At 70.1% G+C, this 24811-nt stretch carries 26 protein-coding genes and 1 pseudogene; 13 read left to right on the top strand and 14 right to left on the bottom strand.

Translation table 11 applies throughout. The features are described 5' to 3' along the window. Positions 1-36: 36 nt before the first annotated feature. Together ACZ44S_RS03785 and ACZ44S_RS03780 are read right to left on the bottom strand one after the other, a co-directional pair. A complete protein-coding gene (locus tag ACZ44S_RS03785; RefSeq protein ID WP_285512783.1) occupies positions 37-753 on the bottom strand; it encodes a zinc finger domain-containing protein in 717 nt (238 codons plus the stop codon). A gap of 2 nt (positions 754-755) precedes the next feature. Beyond that, the gene (locus ACZ44S_RS03780; RefSeq protein WP_285512782.1) at positions 756-1640 is read right to left on the bottom strand and encodes a helix-turn-helix domain-containing protein; all 885 of its coding nucleotides are present in this window, start codon (positions 1638-1640) and stop codon (positions 756-758) included. An 853-nt stretch (positions 1641-2493) separates the two neighbouring features. Here ACZ44S_RS03780 and ACZ44S_RS03775 point away from each other — a divergent pair. The 4 genes from ACZ44S_RS03775 to ACZ44S_RS03760 are packed head-to-tail and all read left to right on the top strand — an operon-like array spanning position 2494 to position 6139. Next, positions 2494-2964: an XRE family transcriptional regulator gene (locus ACZ44S_RS03775; protein ID WP_285512781.1), complete on the top strand. Its 471-nt coding sequence runs from the start codon at positions 2494-2496 to the stop codon at positions 2962-2964. A gap of 36 nt (positions 2965-3000) precedes the next feature. Next, on the top strand, positions 3001-3513 hold the full coding sequence (locus ACZ44S_RS03770) for a hypothetical protein (protein ID WP_466924168.1): 513 nt from the start codon (positions 3001-3003) through the stop codon (positions 3511-3513). Further along, positions 3510-4718 (top strand): MAB_1171c family putative transporter, encoded by a 1209-nt coding sequence (locus ACZ44S_RS03765; RefSeq protein ID WP_285512779.1) that lies wholly within the window; start codon positions 3510-3512, stop codon positions 4716-4718. Before ACZ44S_RS03770 ends, ACZ44S_RS03765 begins: the two co-directional genes overlap by 4 nt. Next, on the top strand, positions 4715-6139 hold the full coding sequence (locus ACZ44S_RS03760) for an amidase family protein (RefSeq protein ID WP_285512778.1): 1425 nt from the start codon (positions 4715-4717) through the stop codon (positions 6137-6139). Before ACZ44S_RS03765 ends, ACZ44S_RS03760 begins: the two co-directional genes overlap by 4 nt. Position 6140: 1 nt before the next feature. Here the strand turns inward: ACZ44S_RS03760 and ACZ44S_RS03755 are convergent, their stop codons facing one another. From ACZ44S_RS03755 to ACZ44S_RS03740, 4 genes and pseudogenes are all read right to left on the bottom strand, one after another. Further along, positions 6141-6920, bottom strand: coding sequence for a hypothetical protein (locus ACZ44S_RS03755; protein WP_466924164.1), 780 nt, complete (start codon positions 6918-6920; stop codon positions 6141-6143). 59 nt (positions 6921-6979) lie between these two features. Beyond that, positions 6980-7613: pseudogene (locus ACZ44S_RS03750) on the bottom strand (MFS transporter); the annotation flags it as partial. Between the two features lie 7 nt (positions 7614-7620). Then, a complete protein-coding gene (locus ACZ44S_RS03745) occupies positions 7621-8085 on the bottom strand; it encodes an ArsI/CadI family heavy metal resistance metalloenzyme (RefSeq protein WP_285512776.1) in 465 nt (154 codons plus the stop codon). Positions 8086-8120: 35 nt separating this feature from the next. Continuing rightward, positions 8121-9485 carry an FAD-dependent oxidoreductase gene (locus ACZ44S_RS03740; RefSeq protein ID WP_285512775.1) on the bottom strand — a complete coding sequence of 455 codons (1365 nt, stop codon included), beginning with the start codon at positions 9483-9485 and terminating at the stop codon, positions 8121-8123. Positions 9486-9593: 108 nt separating this feature from the next. Between ACZ44S_RS03740 and ACZ44S_RS03735 the strand changes: the two genes are divergently transcribed. From ACZ44S_RS03735 to ACZ44S_RS03725, 3 genes are all read left to right on the top strand, one after another. Continuing rightward, positions 9594-10649 carry a flavin-containing monooxygenase gene (locus ACZ44S_RS03735; RefSeq protein WP_285512774.1) on the top strand — a complete coding sequence of 352 codons (1056 nt, stop codon included), beginning with the start codon at positions 9594-9596 and terminating at the stop codon, positions 10647-10649. Between the two features lie 49 nt (positions 10650-10698). Further along, a complete protein-coding gene (locus ACZ44S_RS03730; RefSeq protein ID WP_128378262.1) occupies positions 10699-11076 on the top strand; it encodes an ArsR/SmtB family transcription factor in 378 nt (125 codons plus the stop codon). A gap of 64 nt (positions 11077-11140) precedes the next feature. After that, entirely contained in the window at positions 11141-11614 is a 474-nt protein-coding gene (locus ACZ44S_RS03725) for a GNAT family N-acetyltransferase (RefSeq protein ID WP_285513050.1), read from the top strand. A 50-nt stretch (positions 11615-11664) separates the two neighbouring features. Here the strand turns inward: ACZ44S_RS03725 and ACZ44S_RS03720 are convergent, their stop codons facing one another. The 4 genes from ACZ44S_RS03720 to ACZ44S_RS03705 form a co-directional block, all read right to left on the bottom strand. Next, positions 11665-12207, bottom strand: coding sequence for a DinB family protein (locus ACZ44S_RS03720; protein WP_285512773.1), 543 nt, complete (start codon positions 12205-12207; stop codon positions 11665-11667). A gap of 171 nt (positions 12208-12378) precedes the next feature. Continuing rightward, on the bottom strand, positions 12379-13434 hold the full coding sequence (locus tag ACZ44S_RS03715; protein WP_285512772.1) for an ArsO family NAD(P)H-dependent flavin-containing monooxygenase: 1056 nt from the start codon (positions 13432-13434) through the stop codon (positions 12379-12381). Next, complete coding sequence (locus ACZ44S_RS03710; protein ID WP_285512771.1) at positions 13431-14210, bottom strand: aquaporin; 780 nt, start codon at positions 14208-14210, stop codon at positions 13431-13433. Before ACZ44S_RS03710 ends, ACZ44S_RS03715 begins: the two co-directional genes overlap by 4 nt. Then, on the bottom strand, positions 14207-14515 hold the full coding sequence (locus tag ACZ44S_RS03705; RefSeq protein WP_285512770.1) for an ArsR/SmtB family transcription factor: 309 nt from the start codon (positions 14513-14515) through the stop codon (positions 14207-14209). The genes ACZ44S_RS03710 and ACZ44S_RS03705 overlap by 4 nt, the downstream gene beginning before the upstream one ends. A 92-nt stretch (positions 14516-14607) precedes the next feature. Here ACZ44S_RS03705 and ACZ44S_RS03700 point away from each other — a divergent pair, with 92 nt between their 5' ends. The 6 genes from ACZ44S_RS03700 (at position 14608) to ACZ44S_RS03675 (ending at position 19266) form a co-directional block, all read left to right on the top strand. After that, the gene (locus ACZ44S_RS03700) at positions 14608-15021 is read left to right on the top strand and encodes an arsenate reductase ArsC (RefSeq protein ID WP_285512769.1); all 414 of its coding nucleotides are present in this window, start codon (positions 14608-14610) and stop codon (positions 15019-15021) included. After that, positions 15018-15998, top strand: a complete 981-nt coding sequence (gene trxB / locus ACZ44S_RS03695; protein ID WP_285512768.1) for a thioredoxin-disulfide reductase — start codon at positions 15018-15020, stop codon at positions 15996-15998. The genes ACZ44S_RS03700 and trxB overlap by 4 nt, the downstream gene beginning before the upstream one ends. A 17-nt stretch (positions 15999-16015) precedes the next feature. Continuing rightward, complete coding sequence (trxA, locus tag ACZ44S_RS03690) at positions 16016-16339, top strand: thioredoxin (RefSeq protein ID WP_285512767.1); 324 nt, start codon at positions 16016-16018, stop codon at positions 16337-16339. Between the two features lie 77 nt (positions 16340-16416). Beyond that, positions 16417-17847 carry an FAD-dependent oxidoreductase gene (locus ACZ44S_RS03685; RefSeq protein ID WP_285512766.1) on the top strand — a complete coding sequence of 477 codons (1431 nt, stop codon included), beginning with the start codon at positions 16417-16419 and terminating at the stop codon, positions 17845-17847. A gap of 68 nt (positions 17848-17915) precedes the next feature. After that, positions 17916-18611, top strand: a complete 696-nt coding sequence (locus ACZ44S_RS03680) for an arsenate reductase/protein-tyrosine-phosphatase family protein (protein WP_466924153.1) — start codon at positions 17916-17918, stop codon at positions 18609-18611. Continuing rightward, a complete protein-coding gene (locus ACZ44S_RS03675) occupies positions 18604-19266 on the top strand; it encodes an arsenate reductase ArsC (RefSeq protein ID WP_352230208.1) in 663 nt (220 codons plus the stop codon). The genes ACZ44S_RS03680 and ACZ44S_RS03675 overlap by 8 nt, the downstream gene beginning before the upstream one ends. Positions 19267-19800: 534 nt before the next feature. Here the strand turns inward: ACZ44S_RS03675 and ACZ44S_RS03670 are convergent. The 4 genes from ACZ44S_RS03670 to ACZ44S_RS03655 all read right to left on the bottom strand — a co-directional run bounded on the left by ACZ44S_RS03670 (position 19801) and on the right by ACZ44S_RS03655 (position 24797). Next, positions 19801-20985, bottom strand: coding sequence for a bifunctional class I SAM-dependent methyltransferase/NUDIX hydrolase (locus ACZ44S_RS03670; RefSeq protein ID WP_466924149.1), 1185 nt, complete (start codon positions 20983-20985; stop codon positions 19801-19803). A 30-nt stretch (positions 20986-21015) separates the two neighbouring features. Then, positions 21016-21843 carry an NUDIX domain-containing protein gene (locus tag ACZ44S_RS03665; RefSeq protein ID WP_285514795.1) on the bottom strand — a complete coding sequence of 276 codons (828 nt, stop codon included), beginning with the start codon at positions 21841-21843 and terminating at the stop codon, positions 21016-21018. A 204-nt stretch (positions 21844-22047) separates the two neighbouring features. Further along, a complete protein-coding gene (locus ACZ44S_RS03660) occupies positions 22048-23316 on the bottom strand; it encodes a M15 family metallopeptidase (protein WP_285514794.1) in 1269 nt (422 codons plus the stop codon). After that, a complete protein-coding gene (locus ACZ44S_RS03655) occupies positions 23313-24797 on the bottom strand; it encodes an NUDIX domain-containing protein (RefSeq protein ID WP_285514793.1) in 1485 nt (494 codons plus the stop codon). Before ACZ44S_RS03655 ends, ACZ44S_RS03660 begins: the two co-directional genes overlap by 4 nt. Between the last annotated feature and the right edge of the window lie 14 nt (positions 24798-24811).

Here is a 24811-nt window from a genome sequence, read left to right as displayed (position 1 = left end):
GTGCACCGGATGGGATGCACGGGCCGGATGCGCCCGTCAGGCCATGGCGGGCTGCTGGGCCTGCTCGTTCTGCTGGGCCTGCTGGGCCGCGGCGAGGTCGAGGCGGCCGGGATGAGGGGTGGCGCGCGGGGCGGTTCCGCGTACTCCGTCGTCGGGGCCGATCCGGCGGCGCCGACACGGCTCGCCGGGCTGGGCCAGGCACCACTCGCACCTAACGCTCAGAGCGTCGGGCAGCCCCTGCGCGACGGCGGCCTCGCGAGCTGCTCGCGAGGGCCGGTAGGGCGCGAGGGCTGCACGGGCGGCGGGCGGTATGCAGGAGCCGACCTCCCGCAGCCGCGCCTCCAGCCTCGGGTCGATCCCGTCGCGACCGCTGGTGATAGCCCTGGCCTGCGCGGGCTGCGCGGTGCCGGCGGCGACGGCCCGGCGGGTGCCGACCAGCTCGGCGGTCCAGGCGGCCTGGTCGTCCGGGTCGACGGACGGCGTGGGGTCGGAGTGCCTCGCCAGGCGATCGCGCCGGTAGCTCTCCCAGGGACGGGCCACGTCCGCGGGCAGGATCTGGTACGGCGAGGTGCGGATGTGCTGGCGAGCGGCGACGCGGGCGTCCCAGCCGTGCGGGGTGGCCATCGGCACGTCGCCGAGCAGCTCGTGCCACTGGGCGAGCTGGTCGCGGGCCTCGCCCTGGTCGGTGCGGATGGTGCGGGGGTCGAGTCGGCCGATGTAGGCCAGCAGGGCTGCGATTTCGCGGCGGTCCACGGTCAGCCCTCCGTTCCGGTCGGCTCGTCGAGGGCGGCGAGCAGGGCGGCGGTGTGGGCCTCGGCCCGCGTCATGCCGCCCAGCGCGGCGGGGCCTTTGCCGGGTACGGCGTGGAAGTTCGGGCGGCTGGGGGCGTGCTCTCGGGCGATCCAGGAGCGCCAGTCGGCAGCCCAGGCGTCTGCCGTCCTCGGCTTGAAGGCGGCACGGTGGGCACGCCACTTCGTGTCGGCTGCTTGCAGGCCCTGCTCGCCGAGGCGGTCGAGGTGTCCCTGCTGGCGGGTCCAGGCGTGGGTGGCGGGGTCGACCTGCCACTCGGCAGCCGAGAGGACGGCAGCACCACCACTGCTGTACCTACGGTTCAAATCCGGTTCACTACGGTTCTGTGTGCCGGTTTCCGGTACATCGCTGTGCCGGTTTCCGGTACGTCGAGGTGCCGGTTTCCGTCGGGACCTGCCGGATTCCGGTACTGCCGGTTTCCGGACCCTCGCGGGGGATTCCGGCACCTCACGGGGGCGGATACCGCACCGCCGCAGGGCCGAGATCCGGAGCGCTGGGGTGGTCTCGGGCCCTTCCACCGGCGCCTGGTCGGCTTCCTCCTCCGGGGTCGCTGCCACGGCCTTGGCCGCGAGGGGGAGGCGATAGACGGTGCTGCGCTGCGGGCCGGTGAGGTCGTCGAGCTGCTCCAGCTCACCGGCGTGGACCAGGCGGTCGATGGCTTCGCGCACCGTGGAGACGGAGGCACGCGTGCGCTTGGCCAGGCTGGACAGCGAGGCCCAGGAGACGCACTGCTCGTCGGCCACCCGGTCGGCGATCGACAGCAGGACCAGACGCGCGGTCCCCCGGCTGGAGCTGTGCTCCCACACCCACTCGCGGGCTTCGCTGCTCATCGGCCGCTCCCGGAGAACGGGCGAGGCCGGCGGCCCGCCGGGGCCGGGATGACGTGGTCCGGCTCGGGGCGCTGAGGCGCCGAGGCGGAGGTGGCTGCCGCGCAGGCCAGGCGGAAGGGCCTTTTGCGCAGGGCAGGAGGCATGCGATACTCCCCTTTGCAGTGTTGCCACGCTGACGCGCCCCTTGGAAGGACTCAGCGTGGTGATGGTGGGCAATCTCCGCCCTTGCCGGGGGCGGGTATGCCGCTTAGCGTTCGGCGTCCGTGAGTTACCGCTCTCGGGCGCCGTCGCTGTATTGCGGACCTTCTCGGTCCGGTCCGTGTTTGCTGACTCCTCACATCCGTCGTCGCGAGCGGGCTGCCCGGGGACGACGAACATACGCACGGACCCCTATCAAGATCCAGACTTGGTTCTTAAACTCTGTACTGGTTGCAGAGAGTCACCGCATGTTCTGCCGCCGGAGCCATCTGTGGCGCTCGGTGCGGGCCGCCCCTCGACGTCGAGGAGCACCGTTGCCGCGGTTGTCTCGTACGCCGAGAGCGTGCCACTGTGTCCGAATTGGAGCGGGTGTCTGGTATTTCCTGCAGCGGAAAAGCGATGTGAATGAGGTTCTTCCACTGTCGCCCTCGCGCTTTCCGGTCGAAAATCAAAGCCTTGCGTGCCAGACGTGACATATGTCGCTGGGCGAATGTGGCTCGCGCCACGTCGTCTGGCATGCTCCTGCCGGTAGAAACGGACAGGCCGACCTGAAACAGGCGGCACACGCCACACGGAAACGTGCTGGCGAGGAAGAACTTTCCACATGCGGGATCATCCCGTCAACTGGTGTTTATGGCGGGGTAGGGTTATCGAAGTGACGGCGAAGTCCACCCGGGAAAGGATCATGAAAGACTCCACCGAAGGTCAGGTGAACCCCAAGGGGCTCATGGACCGCCTAAACCGCTTGTTCGACACGGTGCACCCGCCCGGTCGCGGCCCCTTCAGTAACTCCGAAGTGGCCGAACTGATGGAGAAGCGGGGGCTGGGCAAGTTGTCGGCCCAGTACCTGTGGCTCCTGCGGACGGGGCAACGCGATAACCCGACGAAGCGTCATCTTGAAGCGCTCGCAGGGTTTTTCGGTGTGGAGCCCGCGTATTGGTTCGATGACGCCGTCGCCGAAAAGACCGTGCAGGAGCTTGAGTTGCTCGCGCTGCTTCGCGACGCGAAGATCAAGAACGTTCTTCTTCGTCTATCCGACGTATCCGCAGACGGAAAGGATGCCGTCTTGGGGATCGTCGAGAGCGTACGAAAATCCGAGGGGCTGCCGCCCTCAACTAGCGTGTAAAACGGGCTTAGTTCAGTAAGTGATCAAGGAAAACCAATGTGGTCTGCACGTAGGCTCCGCCAGCCTGACCTCCTGGCCGAGCTGAAGCTCCCGGACGTTATCAATATCCGCGATCTCAGCGACGAGGTCTCTCGCCGCATGGGACGGAAGGTGGTCCTAGAGGCCCGGGAGCAGGCACCCTCGGTGTGCGGGGCGTGCGCCGTCACGGAGAGTGCCGTCCACGTGTTCTACGACCCGCGGACCAGCCCCCTGCACCAAGACCACATCATCGCCCACGAGTTCAGCCACCTACTGCTCGGCCACCACGAGAGCCGACCGGTGTCCGCGCTGGCCCCCGCGTTCATCACCAGCGTGGACCCGGCCACCGTGCAGATGATGCTGGGCCGCACCAAGTACGACGAGGACGAGGAGCGGGACACCGAACTCCTTGCTTCGCTGCTCCAGCGCCGGATCATCGACCGGTGGCTGCGCAGCGACGAGTCGTCGGGAGACGAGGTCCAGGACCGCGTCACGCACACGCTTCTGCGTCGACGGGAGGCCCGGCCGTGAAGGACCTGCTCCATCCGATCAGCCTCGTCGTCGCCACGCTCGGCTTCCTCTGCCTCCTGCGGGACGTGCTGACCCGCCGCCGAGACCCCGCCTCCACCGCGCTGGCCGCAGTCTTCCTACTGTCAGGACTGTCGTTCCTGTTTTCCATCACGCCGATGTGGAACTACCTCGACCGCGTGCTCGGCACCGTCAACCTCTCCGTCCCCCTGGCCATGGGGTGCGTGGTCGCGCTGCTGGCCTGCCAGCAGGTGGTCCTGACCTACTGGGGCTCGCCGCCCGAGATTGCCCGCCGGCAGAGCCGCCGGTGGCTGTGGGCTGGCTTCGCGGTGATCGCTGGGCTGCTGGTGCTGTTCGCCCTGCTGACGCCCAGCGCGCCGCGACCGATCAACTTCACGCTGTACTACGCCCACGACAACTGGTACGCGGCGTACCTCACCCTGTATGTCGCGGCCTACACCCTCGGAGAGCTGTTCCTCGCCCGCGCCTGCTGGGGCTTGGCCCGTCGCAGCACCCGCGGCTCCGTCCGCGTCGGCCTGCGCATCGTCGCCCTCGGCGCGACCGTCACGCTCGGATACAGCGCCGTCCGCATCGGCGACGTCATCGCCGGCGCCTTTGACACCTCCCTCGCAGACTGGGAAGGCTTCGCCTGGACCTGCGGCGATGTCGGTGCCATGCTCACCCTCGTCGGTTGGCTCGTGCCCACCATCAGCGACCAGGCCCAGAGCCTCCAGTACCGGATCAAGCAGTACCGCAGCTACTACGGCCTGCGCCCCCTGTGGCTCGCGTTCTACAGCGAAGCGCCCGAGATCGAGCTGCCGATCGACCGTGTCGACCCGGCCCAGAGGCGCCGCTTCCGCCGCATCTCAATCCGGCTCTACCGGCGAGCAGTCGAGATCCGGGACGGCCGGTTCGTGATCCGCCAGTACCTCGATGCCTCCGTCCGCGAGGCCAGCGAAGCCCATCACCGTGCCCGAGGGCTTCACGGCCAAGAGCTGGCCGCAGCCGTTACGGCCGATCAGATCCTCGCCGGAATCGCGGCTCGGGCCGAGGGCACCCGCCCGGCGCCCGACCAGCTCACTGAATTCGCCGACTCCGAACGCCAGACCAGCCGGCCCATGGACGACATCGACGCTCTCCTTGACGTCGCTCGCCATCTGCCCCGCCAGCCCGCACAAGCCCCCCACCTTGAGCGAGTCTCCGCATGACGACCGACCTCACCCATCAGCCCGCTCACGTCCAGCTCCAGGCCCTGGACCGCCGCGAGATCTCCAGCCGCGAGCTGCTCGACCTCCACCTTGCCCGGATCGACGCCAGCCACGTCAACGCTGTCGTCACCCGTGACGACAGGGCAGCCCGAGCAGCCGCGCATGCCGCAGACGAACGCCGCGCCCGCAACGAGAGCAGTGGCACCCTCGACGGCCTTCCCCTCACCATCAAGGACAGCTTTGAGACGGCCGGCCTTCGCACCACCAGCGGTGCCGAAGACTTGGCGGATCACGTACCCGCACGCGACGCCGACGCGGTTGCCCGGCTCCGCCACCAAGGCGCCGTGATCATGGGCAAGACGAACACCCCGGCGTACTGCCAGGACCTGCACACCGAGAACAGCCTGTTTGGCCCCACGCTCAACCCGCACGACCCCAAGCGCACCGCCGGCGGCTCCTCCGGCGGCCCCGCCGCCGCAGTCGCCGCCCACCTGACCCCCGCCGACCTCGGCAGCGACCTCGCCGGCTCTCTCCGGCTTCCCGCTCACTACTGCGGCGTCTACGGCCTGCGACCCACGCAAGGACTCGTCCCGGCCCGCGGCCACATCCCCCGCCCGCCGGGATGGATCACCAGCAGCGACATGGTCACCCCAGGCCCCCTGGCCCGTCACCCCCGCGACCTCGACCTGCTCCTCGACGCTCTGACGACACCGTCGCCCGACGAGAACAATCCCTGGAGCGTCAGGCTGCCCACGGCGCGGCGCACGGTCGGCCAGCTCCGCGTGGCGGTGTGGGCCGAGGACGCGAGCTGCCCCGTCGACCGCGACACTGCCGATGCTCTCGCCGCCGTTGAGCAGACACTGGCCTCCGCTGGCGCGAGCGTTCGCCGCACTGCGGGACCGGTCGGCTTTGCTGACTCTCTCCGCCTCTTCGAGCAGCTCCTCCACGCCACCGCGACAGCCGCCACCGACGACGATGCTGGCGCGCTCGAACTCGCGGCGGCCCGTGGTCTGCACGCGGATGACGCGAGCCCACGGGCCGCCTTCCTCCGCCACCGAACGCAGACACACCGTGCCTGGCTCCGCGCCAACGAGGAGCGCCTGCGCCTTCGGGAGACGTGGCACAGGTTCTTCGCCGACGCCCGACATGAAGTCCTCATCACCCCCGCCGCTCCCACCGCGGCGATCCCGGCCGGCACCCGTTCTCTCACGGTCGACGGCGTCGAGCGGAATTTCTTCGACCAGACTGGCTGGGCCAACCTCACCAGCCACGTTGGCCTGCCCAGCCTCGTCGTACCCGTCGGTCAAAACGAGGACGGCCTCCCGATCGGCGTGCAGCTCGTGGGACCGGCACACGCGGACCGGACCCTGCTCGCGCTGGCCGAAGACCTGATGTCGCTTCTCGGAGAGGCGGCCGGATAACTCAGCTTCCGATGCCTTCGGCCAGGGGGACGAGTGCGGTTCGGTCCGTGTTCGGGATCCAGCGGCGATCCCGCGGGCCGTTGAACACCTCGCGGGGCAGCGGGACCGCCTCGCTGCTGAGCGTTTCGAAGACCTCCAGAAACAGGTCGTCCCCTTCCGGAGCGTCCTTGCTGGCTTCGGCGAACGCAGCAACCAGTGCCTGGACGTCGTCACCGAACTGCGCTCGGTTCTCGTCGAACCAGGCTCCCGCCCACTGCGCGGCGTGGTCCTCCCGGCGTATGACGGCGATGGCGCTGATGTGCGGGTGGTCGTTGCGCAGGCTGCCGTTGCGGCCCGCAACTCCGTGAAAGTCGCCCAGCGCCCCATCCGCGAGGATCGTGGCTTGGAGGGTGAGATCGCCGTACATCGCGGACAGGATCATGTGCGGGGAGTCGAACGGGATCGGCCGGCCACCGGGGTTGTCGAGCACGATGACCAGCGGCCAGCCTCGGTCCTTGAGCCCCTTGAGCTGGCCGGCCGCCTTCTTGATCTGCTTCCGGATCGGGGCGAGCGCCTCGGTCAGCGACCGGGACATCACCTGGCCCGGGACAGCGTTCTCGAACATGCCGTACGTCTCGAACGCCTTCACCTCAGCGACTAGCGTGTGCTCGCCTGCGGTGATGAGGTAGTCGGGGTGGCGGCCGGTGCCGAACTCGGCCTCCACCTCAAAGGTGTAGCCCCGCTCGCGGAGGTAGCGGGCGACGCGCGCCTCGGCCACGTCGCCGATCCTGGTTGCTGTCACGCGGGCAGTATGGCCCAGCCGACTCGGGCCGGGTTACGGCCTCGATGCGATGATCGCCCGGAACGGACCGTCCCGTTGCCGGTGGCCCGTTGGGAGATGGGCGCTGGCGGGGGCGGCCAAGGTGCTTGTAGCGCGAAGGCGTGGGCGGGGATGGTCACCAGGGCCAGGAGCACCGCGAGCACGGCGTACGTGGTGCGCCAGCTCAAGTGTTCGGCGAGCGTGGCGGCCAGCGGGGCGAAGGCGGTGGAGGCCAGTCCGCCGGCGAGCGTGACGATGGTCAGGGCGCGCACGCGCTGTTCGCCCCACCAGCGAGTGAGGGCGGCGAAGGCGGGTTGGTAGAAGGTGGCGGCCATGGCCACGCCGGCCAGCAACCAGGCATCGGTGAAGGCCGCGAGGTTGGGCGCGTAGGCGATGGCCAGCACGGCAACAACGCCCAAGACCGAGCCGGTGGTCATCACGGCGCGCGGGCCGCGGCGGTCGAGGATGCGGCCGATGGGGATTCCGGTGAGGGTGGAGACCAGGAGCGCGCTCGAGAAGGCGGCCCTGCCCGTTGCTGTCCATAACCACGGATTAGGCGTAGTAGACGATTCTCCAACTGGTGATCTGGGTGGCGCGCAAGGCGGGCAGGGCGGCGCGAGGCCGTGACCGGTCTCCCGTGCCTGTCACGGCCTCGCTGGTGTGGAGGTTGGTCATGGGCGGATCAGCAGCAGCCGCCCGCGACGGCCGGTTCCTTCGAGCCCGTGTTGGCCTCGACAGAGCTGGTGCAGCAGGAGCTGCTCTGCTGCTTGGCCAGTGCGTCAGCGTCGGCCTTGACGACGTACACCTCCCAGGGTTCCAGGCCGGGGCCGTGGACCCAGACCTTGTCCTGGAGGGCGTAGCAGCAGGTGGTGTCGTTCTCCACGTCGGTGGCCAGGCCGGCCTTGCTCAGGCGGGCGGTGGCGGCGTGGACGGCCTCGGTGGACTCGACTTCGACGCCGAGGTGATCCATGCGGGTCGCCTCGCCCCCGGTGCCTTCGATCAGGACGAGCTTGAGCGGGGGCTCGGCGATGGCGAAGTTGGCGTAGCCGTCGCGGAGTTTGGCGGGCTCGGTGCCGAACAGCTTGCTGTAGAAGGCGACGGACGCATCGAGGTCCGGCACCCGGAGGGCGAGTTGTACGCGGGACATGGCGTACCTCCTGCTGGAAGGGATGAGTTGGCGGGTCAGCAGCCTCCGGAGGAGGCCGGGGCGCCGATGCCGATCTGGAGGGTGGCCGGGGCGGCGCAGCAGCCGCCGCCCTCGCTGGTCTGGGCGGCGTCGGGGTCGTCGAACAGGCCCGCGCCGCCGCACACGCCGGTCTCCGGGAGGGTGAGTTCGACGCGCTCGGCGGCCTCGCGGTCCCCGGCGAGGGCGGCGGCGATGGAGCGGACCTGCTCGTAGCCGGTCATGGCGAGGAACGTGGGGGCTCGGCCGTAGGACTTCATGCCGACGAGGTAGACGCCCTGCTCCGGGTGGGAGAGCTCGTTCACGCCGTGCGGGTAGACGGTGCCGCAGGAGTGGACGTTCGGGTCGATGAGCGGGGCCAGCGCGGTCGGCGCCTGGAGGCGTTCGTCGAGGCCAAGGCGGATCTCGGAGAGGAAGGACAGGTCGGGGCGGAAACCGGTCAGGACGATGACCTCGTCCACCGGGTCCAGGCGGCGGCCGTCCTCGGCCACGAGGACGAGCAGGTCGCCCTCGCGTTCCACGGACTGGGTGCGGAAGCCGGTGACCGCGCTCGCGTGACCTGCCTCCACCGCGGCCTTGGCACGCAGGCCAAGGGCGCCACGGGCGGGGAGCTGGTCGGCCTCGCCGCCGCCGTAGGTGTTCTCGCCGATGCCGCGGCGCAGGATCCACACGGCGTGGGTTCCGTCCTCCTCCTTGGCCAGGTCGGCCAGGTAGGCCAGGGCGGTGAAGGCGGAGGCGCCCGAGCCGATCACGGCGGTGCGCTTGCCCGCGTACCGGGCGCGGACGTCCGGGTCGCCCAGGTCGGGGACGCGGTAGGAGATGCGATCGGCAGCGGTCTTCTCGCCGAGGGCGGGCAGGCCGTCGGCGCCCATCGGGCTGGGGGTGGACCAGGTGCCGGAAGCGTCGATCACCCCGCGAGCGGTGATCCGCTCCTCGTGGCCGTCGGCGAGCTGGATGTGGACGGTGAAGGGCTGCTCGTCACGGCCGGAGTCGACGATGCGGTCCCGGCCCGCGCGGGCGACGCCGATGACCGTGGCGCCGTAGCGGACCTGGTCGCCGAGAACGTCGGCGAGCGGCTGCAGGTACTGCTCGGCCCAGTCACCGCCGGTGGGGTAGGTGGCGCCGTCGGGACGAATCCAGCCGGTCGGGGCGAGGAGCTTCTCGGCGGCCGGGTCGGTGACCTCGGCCCAGGGGGAGAACAGCCGCACGTGCGACCAGGCCCGTACGGCGGTCCCGGCCGACGGCCCGGCCTCCAGGACGAGCGGTTCGAAGCCGCGCTCGATGAGGTGGGCGGCGGCGGCCAGGCCGATCGGGCCGGCTCCGACGACCACGACGGGCAGCTGGTCAGTGGTGGGCGCGTTCACGAGATTCCCCTTTGCTTCGACATTCGTCGATGGCTTGCGCGGCCCAGCATGACAGCTGTATTGATGGACGTCAACATAGACATTCATCGAATCTGGAGGACGAGGCGTGTGGAGCAGGTCGACGTCGCGGTGATCGGAGGCGGCCAGTCCGGGCTGGCCGCCGCGCACGCTGTTCGTAGGCGGGGACTTCAGCCGGTGGTGCTGGAGGCGTCGGAGCGGGCGGCGGGGTCGTGGCCGCGCTACTACGACAGCCTCACCCTCTTTTCGCCGGCCCGGTACAGCTCGCTGCCTGGCCTGCCGTTCGGGGGCGACCCGGACCGCTACCCACACCGCGACGAGGTCGTCGCCTACCTGCTGCGCTGCGCCGATGAGCTGGACGCCGAGATCCGCACCCAGACCCGGGTACGTGACGTCCGCCTCCAAGACGACACTTTCACGCTGGGTCTGGAGAGCGGCGGGGAGCTGGCGGCGCGGGCCGTGATCGCGGCCACCGGGACCTTCGGCCGCCCGTACCGGCCGGACCTTCCGGGACTGCGGACCTACACCGGCACCCTGCTCCACGCCGCCGACTACAGCGCCCCCGAGCCGTTCGACGGGCAGCGGGTCGCAGTCGTCGGCGCCGGGAACTCCGCGGTCCAGATCGCCGCCGAGCTCGCCAAGCGGGCGCGGGTGACCCTCGTGTCGCGGCATCCGGTGCGGTTCGCCCGCCAGCGCACCCTGGGCCGGGATCTGCACTGGTGGCTGGCCCGGACCGGGCTCGACACGCTGCCTGTCGGCCGCTTCCTTTCCGCGCCGCCGACGCAGTTGGTCATCGACGATGGCCGTTACCGGGCTGCCGTGAACTCCGGACGGCCGGACCGGCGACCGGTGTTCACCGGCGCCAGCGGCACCAAGGTCACCTGGGCCGACGGGACCACGGAGGAGGTGGACACCGTCCTGCTGGCCACCGGCTACCGGCCCGACCTGGGCTACCTCGCACCGCTCGGCGCCATCGACGCATCCGGGCATCCTCGCCACCGCGAAGGGATCTCACTGACGCACCCGGGGCTGGCGTACGTCGGCCTGGAATGGCAGCGCAGCCTGTCTTCGAACTCCCTGCGCGGGGCAGGCCGGGACGCCGCCCGGATCGCGCGGCACATCGCCGCTCACCTCGCACGCATATGAGACCGGTCTCCCCTCGCCCGCTTGGTTCGACTTGTGTCAACATAGATGCATGTCGAACACGAAGGTGCTGCCGCTGCTGGAACCCGAGGTCCCCGAGGCCGTGGCGCCGTGCTGCCCGCCGCTGACCGAGCGCCCGTTCACCGCGGAGGAGGCCGAGACGGCCGCGCGGATGTTCAAGGCGCTGGGCGATCCGGTGCGGCTGCGGCTGTTCTCCGCTGTCGCCTCGCACGAGGGCGGCGAGGCGTGCGTGTGCGACATCTCCGACGTCGGCGTCTCCCAGCCGACCGTCTCCCACCACCTGAAGAAGCTCAAGGAGGCCGGGCTGCTCACGTCCGAGCGGCGCGGCACCTGGGTCTACTACCGCGTCGAGCCGTCGGTGCTGGCCGCGATGGGCAAGCTGCTGACCATAGCCCCGGCCGTGGCCTGACACCGGTCAGGAACCCAGGGAGTACGCCACCGTGTCCAAGCCGACCAGCGTGACCGTCGCGCTCATGACCGCCGCGCACGCCGCCGAGGTCCTGACGATCTACCAAGCAGGCATCGACGAGGGCAACGCCACCTTCGAGACGACCGCGCCGACCTGGCCGGCGTTCGACGCCGCGAAGCTGCCCGAGCACCGCTTCGTAGCCCTCGACGAGGACGGGGCAGTGCTCGGCTGGGTCGCCGCCACGAAGGTGTCCGACCGCTGCGCCTGCGCCGGCGTCGTGGAGCACTCCGTATACGTCGACCCCGCTGCCCGAGGCCGCGGAGTTGCCTCCGCCCTGCTGAAGGCGCTGATCGACTCCACCGAAGAGGCGGGGATCTGGACCATCCAGTCCGGCATCTTCCCCGAGAACACCGCCAGCCTCGCCCTGCACGAACGCGCGGGCTTCCGCGTCATCGGCACCCGCGAGCGCATCGGCCGCCACCACGGCCGCTGGCGCGACGTCGTCCTCGTCGAACGCCGCAGCTTCGCCGTCACGTGAATTCTGCCCACCCGGTTCACGGTCGGCCGGCTGATGTGGTGCGAACCGTGTCAGTCGTGCGCTGGGTCCAGGGTGAGTTGGGCACGGTGGAAGTCGTAGTGCTGGGTGGGGTAGCGGTATAGATCCGCGCGGGTCATCCAGTCGTGGAAGTAGGGGTCCCAGCGGGGCGGGTAGTGCATGCCACGGCTGAGGGAGGCTGTGCTTTCGCGGTCGAGGCGCCGATGGAGGGCAGCGAGGGTGCGGTCCATCTTCGCTCCCATGCGCTGGTGGTTGAAGTAGAGCGAGCCGGCTACCGAGCTGACGTAGTTGATGACGTGGAACGGTCTGGCCGCAGCGTTCAGCAGACGGGCGAACGTCCTGCCAACGGTGCGCGGCAGCCTGGCGAAGACTCCCAGCAGGGGCAGGAGCACGCGGACGAGCATGTAGCCGAAGAGCATGTGGAACAGCAGCTGCTCGTTGGTCCAGTGTGTCCCATTCGTCGGACGGCGCAGATCGGCGGCGCTCGCCTCCGCCAGGAAGCGGTGGAAGTCGGTCCGGACGCGCTCCAGCTCGGCGTGGACGGCCTGCCGATCCAGTGGGCTCTGCTCATCCATGGCTGCCACTCCGTCCCGCTTGCTTCCCCGGTCCGGCTACGGCCGGATGCCCGGGGAGAACGATGATCCTCGCTCTCCGGCTCGTGGGCCAGACGTCGGCCCTGTAAGGGGCGACGTCTGGCAGGGCTGGCGCGGTTTCGTGCGGGGCGTGGCCTCGCCGGACCGTGGCGTTTACGCGAGCAGGCCGGCGATCTCGCGTGCTGCCTCGCGTGCGGGGCGGCCGACGCCGATGAGGGTGGCGGAGGCGGGGCCGGTCCAGTCGCCGTAGCCGAGCAGGTGCAGGCGCGGTTCGTCCACCGCCCGGGTGCCCTCGGTGGCGATGTGGCCGCGGCGGCCCCGGAGTTGGAGCGGGGCGAGGTGGGACAGGGCGGGGCGGAAGCCCGTGCACCAGATGATCGTGTCGGCGTCGGCGCGGGTGCCGTCGGCCCATTCGACGCCGCCGGGAACGAGGCGGGTGAACATCGGGCTGGCCTTGAGGACTCCGCGGTCGCGGGCTTCGCGGACGGGCGGTACGGCGACGATGTCGCCGAGCGAGGCGACGCCGCCCGTGTCGGTGCGCCCTTCGCTGAGGGCGCGGCGGCGGGCGGTGGCCACGTCGAACAGGGCACGTCCGTCGATGTCGTCGGCGAGGAAGCGCGGCGGACGCTGGGTGGCCCAGGTCAGGTCCGTGTCGTAGGCCAGGTCGGCAGCGATCTGGGCGCCGGAGTTGCCGCCGCCCACCACGATCACGCGTTGGCCTGCGAGGTCAGCGGGGCTGCGGTACTCCACCGTGTGCAGCTGGCGGCCCCCGAAGGCCGCTTGCCCGGGGACGGCAGGGAGGAAGGGCCGCCACCAGGTGCCCGTCGCGCTGACTACGGCACGGGCATGCCAGGTTCCGGAGTCGGTTTCTACCCGCAGGAGTCGGCCGTCCTGGTGGACGCCGAGGACGCGCACGGGTCGCTCGATGGGAAGTTCGTACCGCTTCTCGTAGTCGGCGAGGTATTCCACCACGTGCTGCGCGTCGGGGTACGTCTCGCCGGTCTGTGCCGGCATGAGGCGGCCGGGCAGCGAGGAGTACGCGGCCGGTGAGAACAGGCGCAGCGACTCCCAGGCGTGCTGCCAGGCGCCACCCGGTGTGGTCTGGGCGTCGAGGATGACGAAGTCGAGACCGAGGCGGCGCAGGTGGTAGCCGACGGCGAGCCCGGCCTGGCCGCCGCCGATCACCACCACCCGCGTGCTGCGGCTCATTCGGCCGATCGTCCGGGCATGAAGATGAGAGCCACCAGGGCCAGGCCCACTACGCCGCCGACGATTTGCATGCCAATGAAGCCCAGAAGCGAGCCGGGGGCGATGCCCGCGAAGGTGTCGGTGAAGGCGCGGCCGATGGTCACCGCCGGGTTGGCGAACGACGTGGACGAGGTGAACCAGTACGCGGCGCCGATGTAGGAGGCAACGGCCACGGGCGCGTACTGCAACCGGTCGGCGCGGGCCAGTCCGAAGATCAGCAGGATCAGGCCCGCAGTGGCGACGACCTCGCCGAGCAGCAGGTGTCCGGCAGAGCGGTCGTGGGTGGACCACTTCACCAGCGGCTCGCCGAACATCGCGTCCGCCAGGATCGCGCCCGCAATCGCGCCCACGATCTGCGAGGGAACGTACACGGCCACCTCGCGCGCGGTGACGCCGGCGCCGCCGCGTCGTGCGGTCCACCACTCGGCCAGCGTGACGACCGGGTTGAAGTGCGCGCCGGAGACCGGGCCGAGCAGGAGGATGAGAATGCCGAGGCCGAAGACGGTGGCCGTGGAGTTGGCCAGCAGCTGCAGGCCGACGTCCTTGGTCAGTTCGGTGGCCTGGATGCCGGAGCCGACCACGACCGCCACCAGCAGCGCTGTGCCGATGAGTTCGGCGGCGGCCCGGGCCACCAGGGGCCTGCGCGGCGGGGTTGCCCCCGGCGCGGGCCCGACGGAGGCGGGTGCGGGAGCGGCTGTCGCGGACTCCGCAGTCGGGGCGGCTTCGGCGGCGGTCATGGGCAGGCCCTCTTGTTCTCGGCGGCTGTGCGAGCGGACTCGGCCAGGTCGGCGAACTGACCGGCGAGTGAAGCGATGACGTCAGGCTTGAGCCGGTAGTAGGTGAACCGGCCGCACGGCTCCGTCTCGACGACCCCGGCCTCGCGCAGCACTCTCAGGTGGTTGGAGAGGTTGGTCTGCCGGGCACCGGTCTCCTCCACCAGGTGGGTGGTGCACAGCATCTCTTTGGCGAGCAGGGTCACGATCTGGAGCCTGAGCGGGTCGGCCAGAACCCGGATCAGGTCAGTGTCGACTGACGTCATCATGTGCTGATACTGTCACATCAGTGGTGGCTGACACCACCGGGTGCTGATGTCATTCGCACCTGATGCCGTCGTGAGACAAGAGAGAACCTCCGATGTCCGACAAGCCCTCCGTGCTGTTCGTCTGTGTCCACAACGCGGGCCGTTCCCAGATGGCCGCCGCGTGGCTGACCCACCTGGCCGGGGACCGTGTCGAGGTCCGCTCCGCCGGCTCCAACCCCGGCGCCAACATCAACCCGGCCGCCGTCGAGGCCATGGCCGAGGTCGGCATCGACATCTCCGCCGAGGTCCCGAAGATGCTCACCGTGGACGCGGTCAAGGAGTCGGACGTCTGCATCACCATGGGCTGCGGCGACACCTGCCCGGTCTTCCCCGGCAAGCGGTACCTGGACTGGCAGCTGGAGGACCCGGCGGGCCAGGGCGTCGAGGCCGTGCGCCCGATCCGGGACGAGATCAAGGTCCTGGTCGAGGGCCTGATCAAGGAGATGGCGCCGGAGAAGACGGCGTGAGCGGCGGCGAGGTACGCAACGTCATCGTCATAGGCTCCGGCCCCGCCGGATACACCGCCGCCCTCTACACCGCCCGCGCCTCGCTGAAGCCGCTGGTCTTCGAGGGCGCGGTCACGGCTGGCGGCGCGCTGGTGCAGACGACCGAGGTGGAGAACTTCCCCGGCTTCCGCGACGGAATCATGGGCCCGGAGCTGATGGAGAACATGCGGGCCCAGGCCGAACGCTTCGGCGCCGAACTCGTCCCCGACGACATCGTCGCCGTCGATCTCACCGGCCCCGTCAAGACCGTCGCCGACAGCGCCGGTACGGTCCACCGGGCGAAGGCCGTCATCGTGGCGACCGGCTCGCAGCACCGCAAGCTCAATCTGCCGGGCGAGGACGACCTCTCCGGCCGTGGCGTGTCGTACTGCGCGACCTGCGACGGCTTCTTCTTCCGCGAGCACGACATCGTGGTGGTCGGGGGCGGCGACACGGCGATGGAGGAAGCCACCTTCCTCTCCCGCTTCGCCCGCTCCGTGACCATCGTCCACCGCCGCGACACGCTGCGGGCCTCCAAGACGATGCAAGACCGCGCCTTCGCCGACCCGAAGATCTCCTTCGTCTGGAACAGCGAGGTCGCCGAGATCCACGAGGACGGCGGCAAGCTCGCCGGGCTCACCCTGCGCGACACCGTCACCGGCGAGACCTCCGAACTCCCCGCCACCGGGCTCTTCGTCGCCATCGGCCACGACCCGCGCACCGACCTGGTCACCGGCCAGCTCGATCTGGACGGCGAGGGCTACCTCAAGGTCGCCGCCCCCTCCACGCGCACGAACATCCCCGGCGTCTTCGGCGCCGGTGACGTGGTCGACCACACCTACCGGCAGGCGATCACCGCCGCGGGCTCCGGCTGCGCGGCGGCGCTGGACGCCGAGCGGTACCTGGCCGCCCTCAGCGACGCCGACACTGCAGGCGAACCGGCTGTGGCCGCCGTCTGAGGCCCAGGAGAAACTACATGGCTCTCAAGAGCGTCACCGACGACTCCTTCGCGCAGGACGTCCTGGCCAGCGACAAGCCGGTCCTGGTCGACTTCTGGGCCGCCTGGTGCGGCCCTTGCCGCCAGCTCGCCCCCTCGCTGGAGGCGATCGCTGCGGAGCACGGCGACAAGATCGAGATCGTCAAGCTCAACATCGACGAGAACCCGGCCATCGCCGCCCAGTACGGCGTCATGTCCATCCCGACGCTGCACCTCTACCAGGGCGGCGAGGTCGTGCAGACCATCGTGGGCGCCAAGCCGAAGGCCGCCCTCGAACGCGAACTCGCCGACCACCTCGCCTGACACGCGAACGCCGGTTGGGGGCGCCTCAAGCGCCCCCAACCGGGCCTCTTTCTCCGATCTCCGACGGAGGTATCCCGGTGGCCAAGCGCATCGTCGCCATCGGCGGCAGCGACGCCGGCATCAGCGCGGCCCTGCGCGCCCGCGAGCTCGATCCCGACAGCGAGGTCACCGTGGTCGTGGCCGACGCCTACCCGAACTTCTCCATCTGCGGCATCCCCTACTACGTCTCCGGCGAGGTCGGCCACTGGAGCGACCTCGCCCACCGGACCCTGGCCGACCTGAAAGCCACCGGCATGCAGGTGCACACCGACACTCTCGCCACCGGCATCGACGTGCCCGGCAAGCGGCTGACCGTGCGCGACGCCGAGGGTCGCACCGATGAACTGCCTTACGACGCACTGATCGTGGGCACCGGCGCGGTCAGTGTCCGCCCGCCCATCGATGGCTTGAGCGGACCGGACGCGCTCCGCCCTCAGGACGGCGTCCACCTCCTGCACAGCATGGGCGACACCTTCCAGATCATGCAGACTCTCGCCGCACGCCGTCCGAAGTCCGCGGTCGTCATCGGCGCCGGCTACATCGGCCTGGAAATGGCCGAGGCCCTGGCCACGCGCGGCCTCAACGTCACCCAGATCGAGGCCCTGCCCGAAGTCCTGCCCACCGTCGACCTCGACCTCGGCGCCCTCGTCCACGACGAACTCACCTCCAACGGCGTCGAAGTCATCACCGGCACCCAGGTCTCCGCGATCACGCGCGACCCTGGCAGCGACATTCTGCGCGTACTGGCGGCCGGCCCTGATGGCCGGACGTTCACCCGCGGCGCCGACCTCGTCCTGGTCGTCGTCGGCGTACGCCCCGACACCGCCCTCGCCGCCGAGGCCGGAGCCCGGCTCGGCATCAAGGGTGCGATCGACGTCGACGAGTACATGCGCACCTCCCTGCCCGACGTGTACGCGGCCGGGGACTGCGCCGTCACCCACCACCGCCTCCTCGGCAAGACCTGGCTGCCCCTGGGGACGACCGCCCACAAGCAGGGCCGGATCGCGGGCGAGAACGTCCTCGGCGGCCGTCGCTGGTTCGCCGGCAGTCTCGGCACCCAGGTGGTCAAGGTCTTCGACCTCGTCGCCGCCCGCACCGGCCTGCGCGACCACGAGGCCGCCCACGCCGGACGGGGCTGGACGCCGGCGACCACCGCGAGCCGTCCCGACGACCACAAGGCGTACTACCCGGGCGCCACCCCGATCTCGATCCGCGTCACGGGGGACACCGAGAGCGGCCTCCTGCTCGGCGCCCAGCTCGTCGGGCGACGCGGCGCGGAGATCTCCAAGCGCGTGGACACCTACGCCACCGCCCTCTTCCACGGCATGCCGGTCGACGGTCTGAGCGAGCTCGACCTCTCCTACACCCCGCCGCTGGGCTCCCCCTGGGACGCGGTCCAGGTCGCGGCGCAGGCATGGATGACCGAGCACCACCTCGACGTGCAGCGCCGCATGCTGGGCGTCTTCTGACGCCGGACCCGCACTCTGGCTCCCCCGAACCATTGACGCGGGATATTAGCTCAACGACTATTGACTCAATGAACGCTGAGTGGTCTGCATCGGTGATGGCGCGAGCGCAACGGCACGCGGCACTGGGAGAACCCGCGCGCCTGGCGATCATCGACCGGCTGCTGCTGGGCGACGCCTCGCCCGGCGAACTCGGCCAGGAACTGGGCCTGCCCAGCAACCTCCTGGCCCACCACCTCAAGCTGCTCGAACAGGTCGGCCTGATCGAGCGGTCCCGCTCCGAAGGCGACCGCAGGCGCACCTATCTGCACCTGCGCGTGCAGGCCCTGGCCGACACGATGCCCGCACCCCTGCGGACGGCGCCCCGCGTGGTGTTCGTCTGCACCCACAACTCCGCCCGCTCCCACCTCGCCGCCGCCCTCTGGAAGCGCCACAGCACCGTCCCGGCTGCCTCGGCGGGAACCGACCCCGCGCGACGCGTCCACCCCCGGGCCGTCGCGACCGCCCGCAAGCACGGCCTCTCGCTGGCCCCCGCTCGTACCGCTCACATCGACGAGACGCTGCGCCCGGACGACCTCGTGGTCGCCGTCTGCGACAACGCCCACGAACAACTCGGCCCCCGGATTCCCGACCGCCTGCACTGGTCGGTACCCGACCCCACCCGCACCGGCACCGACGACGCCTTCGCCGACGCCCTGAGTGATCTCGCCGACCGGGTCAACCGGCTGGCGCCCGCCGTCCGCCCGCCAGGAGGCAGCGATGACTGAGACCGCGTCCACCCCGCACCACAACCTGAGCATCGACCAGCAACTCGCCCTGCGCACCGCCGCCACCCATCTCAGCCGCGAGTTCGACGGCACCTTCGGCCAGGAGACCATCGAGCGGTTCCTGCACACCAGCTACGACCAGTTCGCCGGCCGCAGTACCATCCCCAACTACCTCCCCCTCATCGCCGAACGGTTCGCCCGCCAGCGCCTGCGCGCCCTCGCCAAGGTCGAGGGCCACCACACCGACGGCAAGCCCGTCGTGCTCTTCCTCTGTGTCCACAACGCCGGCCGCAGCCAGATGGCCATGGGCTTCTTCCAGCACCTCGCCGGCGACGGCGCCGTCGCCTGGTCGGGCGGATCCGAACCCGGCAACGAGGTCAACCCGTCGGCCATCGCCGCGATGCGCGAGCGCGGCATCGACATCTCCCGCGAGTTCGCCAAGCCCTGGACCGACGAGATCGTCCGCGCCGCCGACGTCGTCGTCAGCATGGGCTGCGGTGACGCCTGCCCGGTCTTCCCCGGCAAGCGCTACCTCGACTGGACCCTGGACGACCCCGCAGGAAAGACCATCGACGACGTCCGCCCCATCCGCGACGAGATCGAGCGCCGCGTCCGCAGGCTCCTCGACGACCTCGGCGTCCCGGCACAGCACTGACCGCGCGCCCGGCGTACGAAGGCCGGGCCCTCGCGACACGGGCAGGCGGCCCTGGCTGGGACAGTGTTCACATCCCCGCCCGGCCCGAGAGGAAGCGGCAAACGGGCCGTTGTGCAGGGAGCATCCGCGGCAGCGCGGGGTCGGGGCCCCAGCCAGCTCACGAGGCGGGTGGCAAGAGGGGCGGGAGGGAGGCCCCCCGCCGGTTCCTCCAACTGGTCCAACCGCGGCAGGAGTTCAACGAGCCGGGTGTCGGGGCGACTGTGCCAGCGAGCTCGTTGTCGTTCCCCGGGATGCCCGGCTCACGGCATCGGCCGTGGGAGAGCCGAACAGCGTCCACTCACAAGAGCGTTAGAACATCGGATGCTCGGCGCCCCGGCCCGACCTGCAGCGGGGGTCCCCGGCTGCCCCCCCCCCCGGGCCCGGCCGAGTGCCAGGGAAGGCAGCGGTCAGCCTTGACAGTGCTCGGTGGGCCAGCGTGATGCCTGGGTGCGGACCCACAGGATCGAGTCTGTGCAAGCTGTCATGCCAGCCCGTCTACGGCGTGGCTGGTGTGCCGGGGGCGAAGCGAGTGAAGTGCGCGGGCGGGTGATCGATGGCTAGGTCGGGACGCCAGGCGGTGAGGATCTGGGCGCTGCACACGAACAGGCCGTTAGGGAGCTGATCGAGGGGATGCCATGCCCAGTTGCCGACGCTTTCGTCCGGCTGCGTGGCAGGCTGCCCCTGCCAGGTTTGGACGAGTGCGCCGACGGTGACTCGCAGGACACCTTCGACGTGGTCGACGAGCGTTCCCAGGAGCCTGACGTCTCCGGGGCGCGCGGTCAGACCAGTTTCCTCGCTGAGTTCGCGGATCACGGCGGCTTCGAAGGACTCCCCGGCCTCGACGGACCCGCCAGGCAGTTCGAGGGTGCCGCGACGGTGTCGGCCCAGCAGGACGCCCTGCTCATTGAGGAGGATCGCTCCGACGCCAACTGCTGCGTGTGCCGTCGGCGCTTTGGTGCTGCGGGGGCGGCTGGAGATCCGTGCCGGCCGGTCGGGCAGGCGCCGGGCGCGGATGAGCTGCTGCACGACCGAGGAGCTCTCGTCGGGGTGAGGCAGCACGTCGATAGCCTCGACTCGGAAGCCGTATTCCGTGAGCAGGTCCTCCCACAGCTGCGGAGCCAGGACCCACATCTGCGTTGGCAGGGGCGGGTCGTCGCGCAACAAGATCATCTGCTCGCGCGGCGCGACCTCCGAGGACGGACCGCGGCCGTGCAAGTCCGTGTGCAGAAGCGAGAGAATAAGGGGCGCGCCGGGACGCAGTCCGTCGCGCAGTGCCGGCAGTGAACGGTGCGGGTCGATGAACCCCAGCGTCCCAATCGCGTACGCGGCGTCGAACGGCTCGGCCCCGGCCAGGTACTCGACTACATCCCCTTGGACGAACTCCACGCCCCGAACGTCCGCGTGGCTGGTGACGGCGCGTTCGTGCTGGGTCGGGGACAGCTCGATCCCGGTGACACGTGCGCCGTGAGTCTGGACGAGATGGACGGTGTGGTGGCCAGCTCCGGAGCCGATGTCCAGGACACGGCGCCCGGTGATGGCACCGAGGATTTCAGCCCCCGGTCCGTCCCCCTCCCACGGCGTCCATGAGAGCTGGTTGGGAATGGGCGGCGTGTAGGCGCGTGCCAGCTGGCGCTGACCGTAGACCTTCCAGGCTCGGATGTTGACGTCCTCAACGGGCACGGGTGCCTCCTGGGTAGGGCGTGCTGGGGATCAGGTGTGCGTGATGAGGTAGGCGGGGCCCTCGCCGCACCGGGCTCGTTCGATGGCGTCGAGGCGGGCGAAGGCGCGCGGCGCCATCAGCTCCTGCCAGGTGGCGAGGTCGTGGACGGCCCACATGTCGTGTTCGGCGGGATCGAGGCGGATCCGGCCGAGCTGGTCCGTGGTCAGCCGCCCACCGTCGAAGATGAGCCCCACTTTGTTCAGCGGCAGGCGGGGCCCAGCGTGCAGGAAGTGCGTCAGGAGCAGTCTCGGCGCATCCAGGCCGAGTTCAAGGCCGGTCTCTTCGACCGCTTCGCGCCGGGCGGTCTGGAGCGGGTCCTCGCCTTGGGCGTCCAGGTTGCCGCCCGGGAACTGCCAGAGCCGTGATCCGTAGACCGAACGCAACTGGACAGGCCGGTCTTGTTCGTCGCGGATGTACAGGCACCCGTACACCGTGTGGTGGGGGACGGTCTGCGCGTACTGCGTGGGCGTCATCGGCATGGGGCGGCCGGGCCGGGCAGGGCGGTGGTCGAACGCGAGGGCGAGAACGCCGAGGGCTTCCTTGGCCGGCGGATAGATGCTGCGGAGGGTGGCGAGCAGCTCTCCGGGCGGCCCGTCCGGGTCGATGCGTGCTGGGTCCTCCGAGCGGAGCAGGTGCTCGAATGAGGGATACCTGGTGATCCGCTGCACAATGACGTCGAGTTCCCTCCCGGTGTCCCGGTCGTGGAAGATGACCGTGTCGTCGGCGGCGACGGCACGCTTCTGCGGAGTGGCCACCCTCACTTCGATCGTCTTGCGGCCTGCTTCCACTTGGCGGTAGTACCGCCCGAGCAGGTGCATGTGGTGCTCTTGCCGTCCATCTCCGACCGCCGGACTCGGGACGGCTGGGATCGCCTGCTGGGTGTCATCAGGCACGTGTGCCTCCGTTCGATGCGTTCTGTCCGTAGCGGCCTTGGGATCGCAACCGGGCACGGTGCGGTGGCCGCGCTCCTGTGTTTCCGGATCGGCGTGGGCGGCGAGGGAATGGACGAGGCTGCTGGCGCGCTAGGGCAGTTCGATCGGTCCGTAGCGTGCGTGCGGCTCCTGTCGCATCAGCGCGTCGTACCGGTCCGCTACCGAGAAGTGCCAGAACTCGGTCCCATAGTTCGTAAAACCCGCGCCCTCCATGGCGTTGAGCAGCAGCGTGCGGTGGTGACGCGCCTGATCGCTGAGGTTCGGGGCGTGTGTGAAGCAGGCTCCGTCGCTCTCCTCGGGGGAGGCGTTGACGCGGGTGCCGAGATCGAGTTCGTGGCCGTCCTGGTCGACGAGGGTTACGTCCACGGCCGCGCCCGCGGAGTGGGGCGCGATCTCCGGCGGTGACACGTACCGGCTGGCGGCCTGGTGCAGCTGCTCAGCTGTCCAGCCGGGGTGAGTGCCGGCCAGCTCGTCCCGGTACTCGGTGAAGTAGCGCTGCTGGAGGGCCAGCGGCCGGTAGCCCTCGATGAACAGCAGGTCTGTACCAGCGGGTAGGAGCGAGCGGGCGTGCTCCAGCCGGGCTAGGACGCCCTGGCGGACGTGGGCGAATGCGCCCAGCGGATCTTGCTTGCGGGGATCGACGCGGAAGCTGTGGTCACGCACGTCGACGAGCGGCTCCCCGCACTCGCGCATCGGGATCGCCGCGACCCGCGGATCGGACATCAACACCAGACTGCTCATCGAGACTCCCTGTGATGGCTTGCACTGCGGCGGTGGGATTGGGGAGGCAGAGGCCAGATCGGTTTCGCGCATGATTCGCGCGATGGTGTCCTCCAGCGTGCTGTCGGCCGGGATCACGGTCTCCCGACCGCCGGGCAGCAGATCCAGCTCGCGGTACCAGGAGGCGAGGTGGTTGTCGGTGACTTGCGCCAGGTAAGCGGCATCCGCCTTCGACGCGTGCCGGGCAAACGTCGTTTCCAGCGGTACGTCCAGGTAGTAGCAGCTGGAGACGCCGCGGTGGTCGCGTACCAGAGACGTGATCATGTGGCCGTAGCGGTCGGCGTACAGGATCCCTTCGAGCACTACGTGAAAGCCGGCGTTCAGTGCTTCGCGTGCGATCCTGCCCAGCAGGGCGATGTTGGCGCCGCACGCGGTGTCGTGTTCCCTGAGCACGTTGCGGCGGATCAGGTCCTGGCCCACGATCGCGATACCCCGGCCGTAGTGATCTCGCAGGCCCTGGGCCACGCTTGACTTGCCTGACGCCGAGTTGCCGCGGATCACCACCAGGCGGGTGTCCTCACGGCCGGCCGCAGTTGCAGCGGACGGACGATGGTGCCCGCTGCTCGGTGTGCCGGTCATGCGGGCCAGCCCATCTCGCTGTACAGCTCCCCGTTCTGGATCTTTCCGATGGCCACCCGGGTGTAGGAGACGAGGTCGTCGGGGAGCGCGGCAGGGTCCCAGAATTTCCACTGGGTGCACTTGTCCGGCTCGCGCAGTTCCGGCTCGCCGCTCCAGACGCGGGCGCGGAAGAACAGGGCCATGCGGGGCCGGTCCCCGGCCTTGTCGATGTGGTGGACGACGTGGACGAGTTCGACGTCCTGGCGCTCGATGTGCAGGCCGGCTTCCTCCCGTGCCTCCCTGATCAGGCAGGTGATGGCGTTCTCCTGCTCGCAGTGGCCGGCGAGGACGTGCCAGGTGGACGGCGCGAACACGGAGTCGGGGTGACGCAGCCCGAGCAGCACTGTCCCGTCGGGGCGCTCCAGGTAGAGGTGGACGCCGATGACGTTGAGGACCGTGCCGTTCGGCGAAGCCGGGCGACGTTCCTCGGGCGAGGAGAGCCTGCTCTGCGGCGCGGTGCTGGCCGGGCGGCTGGCCGCGTGACGCCGTACGAGGTCGCTGGTGGTGTCTGCGATGCGTAGCCGGTGGAGGTCGTCGGGGGCGAACCAGGCCAGCATCACCCCTTCCGTCAGGCGGAGTTCGCGGGGATCGCCATTCCAGCGGCCGACGTAGATGGCGATGGGCACGGTCCCGCCGGATGCGTCGGTTGCTTCCTCGATGCCGAACGGGGTCAGGTCGGCGATGTCGAGACCGGCTTCCTCGTCCAGTTCCCGCCGCACGGTGTGTTCCAGGGTGGCGTCCTGGGGCTCTCGGCCGCCGCCCAGCAGTGACCACATGCCCGGCTCCCAGATCTGGCCGGGGAAGTAGTCACGCAGGTGGAGCAGGTACTCGCCGCGGTCGTTGTAGATCAGGGCGGAGGCGTTGGCCGTCTCCGGTTCGGCTTCGGGCGTGAGCTTGAGCAGCTTCTCGCGCAGGGAGGGCGAGTACACCCTGCCCACGGGCCGCCACTCGATGCCGCCGACCTCCTCCACCTGCAGCACGACCGGCACGTCCGTCGCCGTGCGCAGACGAAAGAGGAATCGGAGGTCGAAGTGCTGGTGGCCCCGTTCCCCTTTGCCTGGACGGGCGTCGATGTCGTGGATGTCGATGTCGAACGGCACGGCCTCGTGGCCGGGCCACGGTGTCACGGCCTGGGGAGGGATGCCGGTCTCCTCGTGCAGCTCCCGAAGGGCCGCCTCGGCCAGGGAGTCGTCTTCGGGCTCGGCGTGTCCGCCGGGAGGGAGGACCTTCCCGCTCGCGAGGTGCAGCACGTGCAGGACGCGGCCGAGCGGATCGACGACGATGGCGCCGCAGGTGACGTGTCCGGTAAAGGTGGAGCGGCTGGCGATGTCGGTGGGCCCGTCGAGGGCGTCCAGGAGTCCGCCGAGCTGCGTGCGCTCGTGAGGGTGGCGCGCGAGGTAGGTCTCGACGGTGGTGCGGATGTGGTCATGCGACAACGGCATGGGGCTACCTCAGA

This window comes from Streptomyces malachitofuscus (assembly GCF_055571035.1).
Note: the sequence above shows the minus strand (reverse complement) of the source record. Positions and strands in the feature narration are given on the sequence as shown.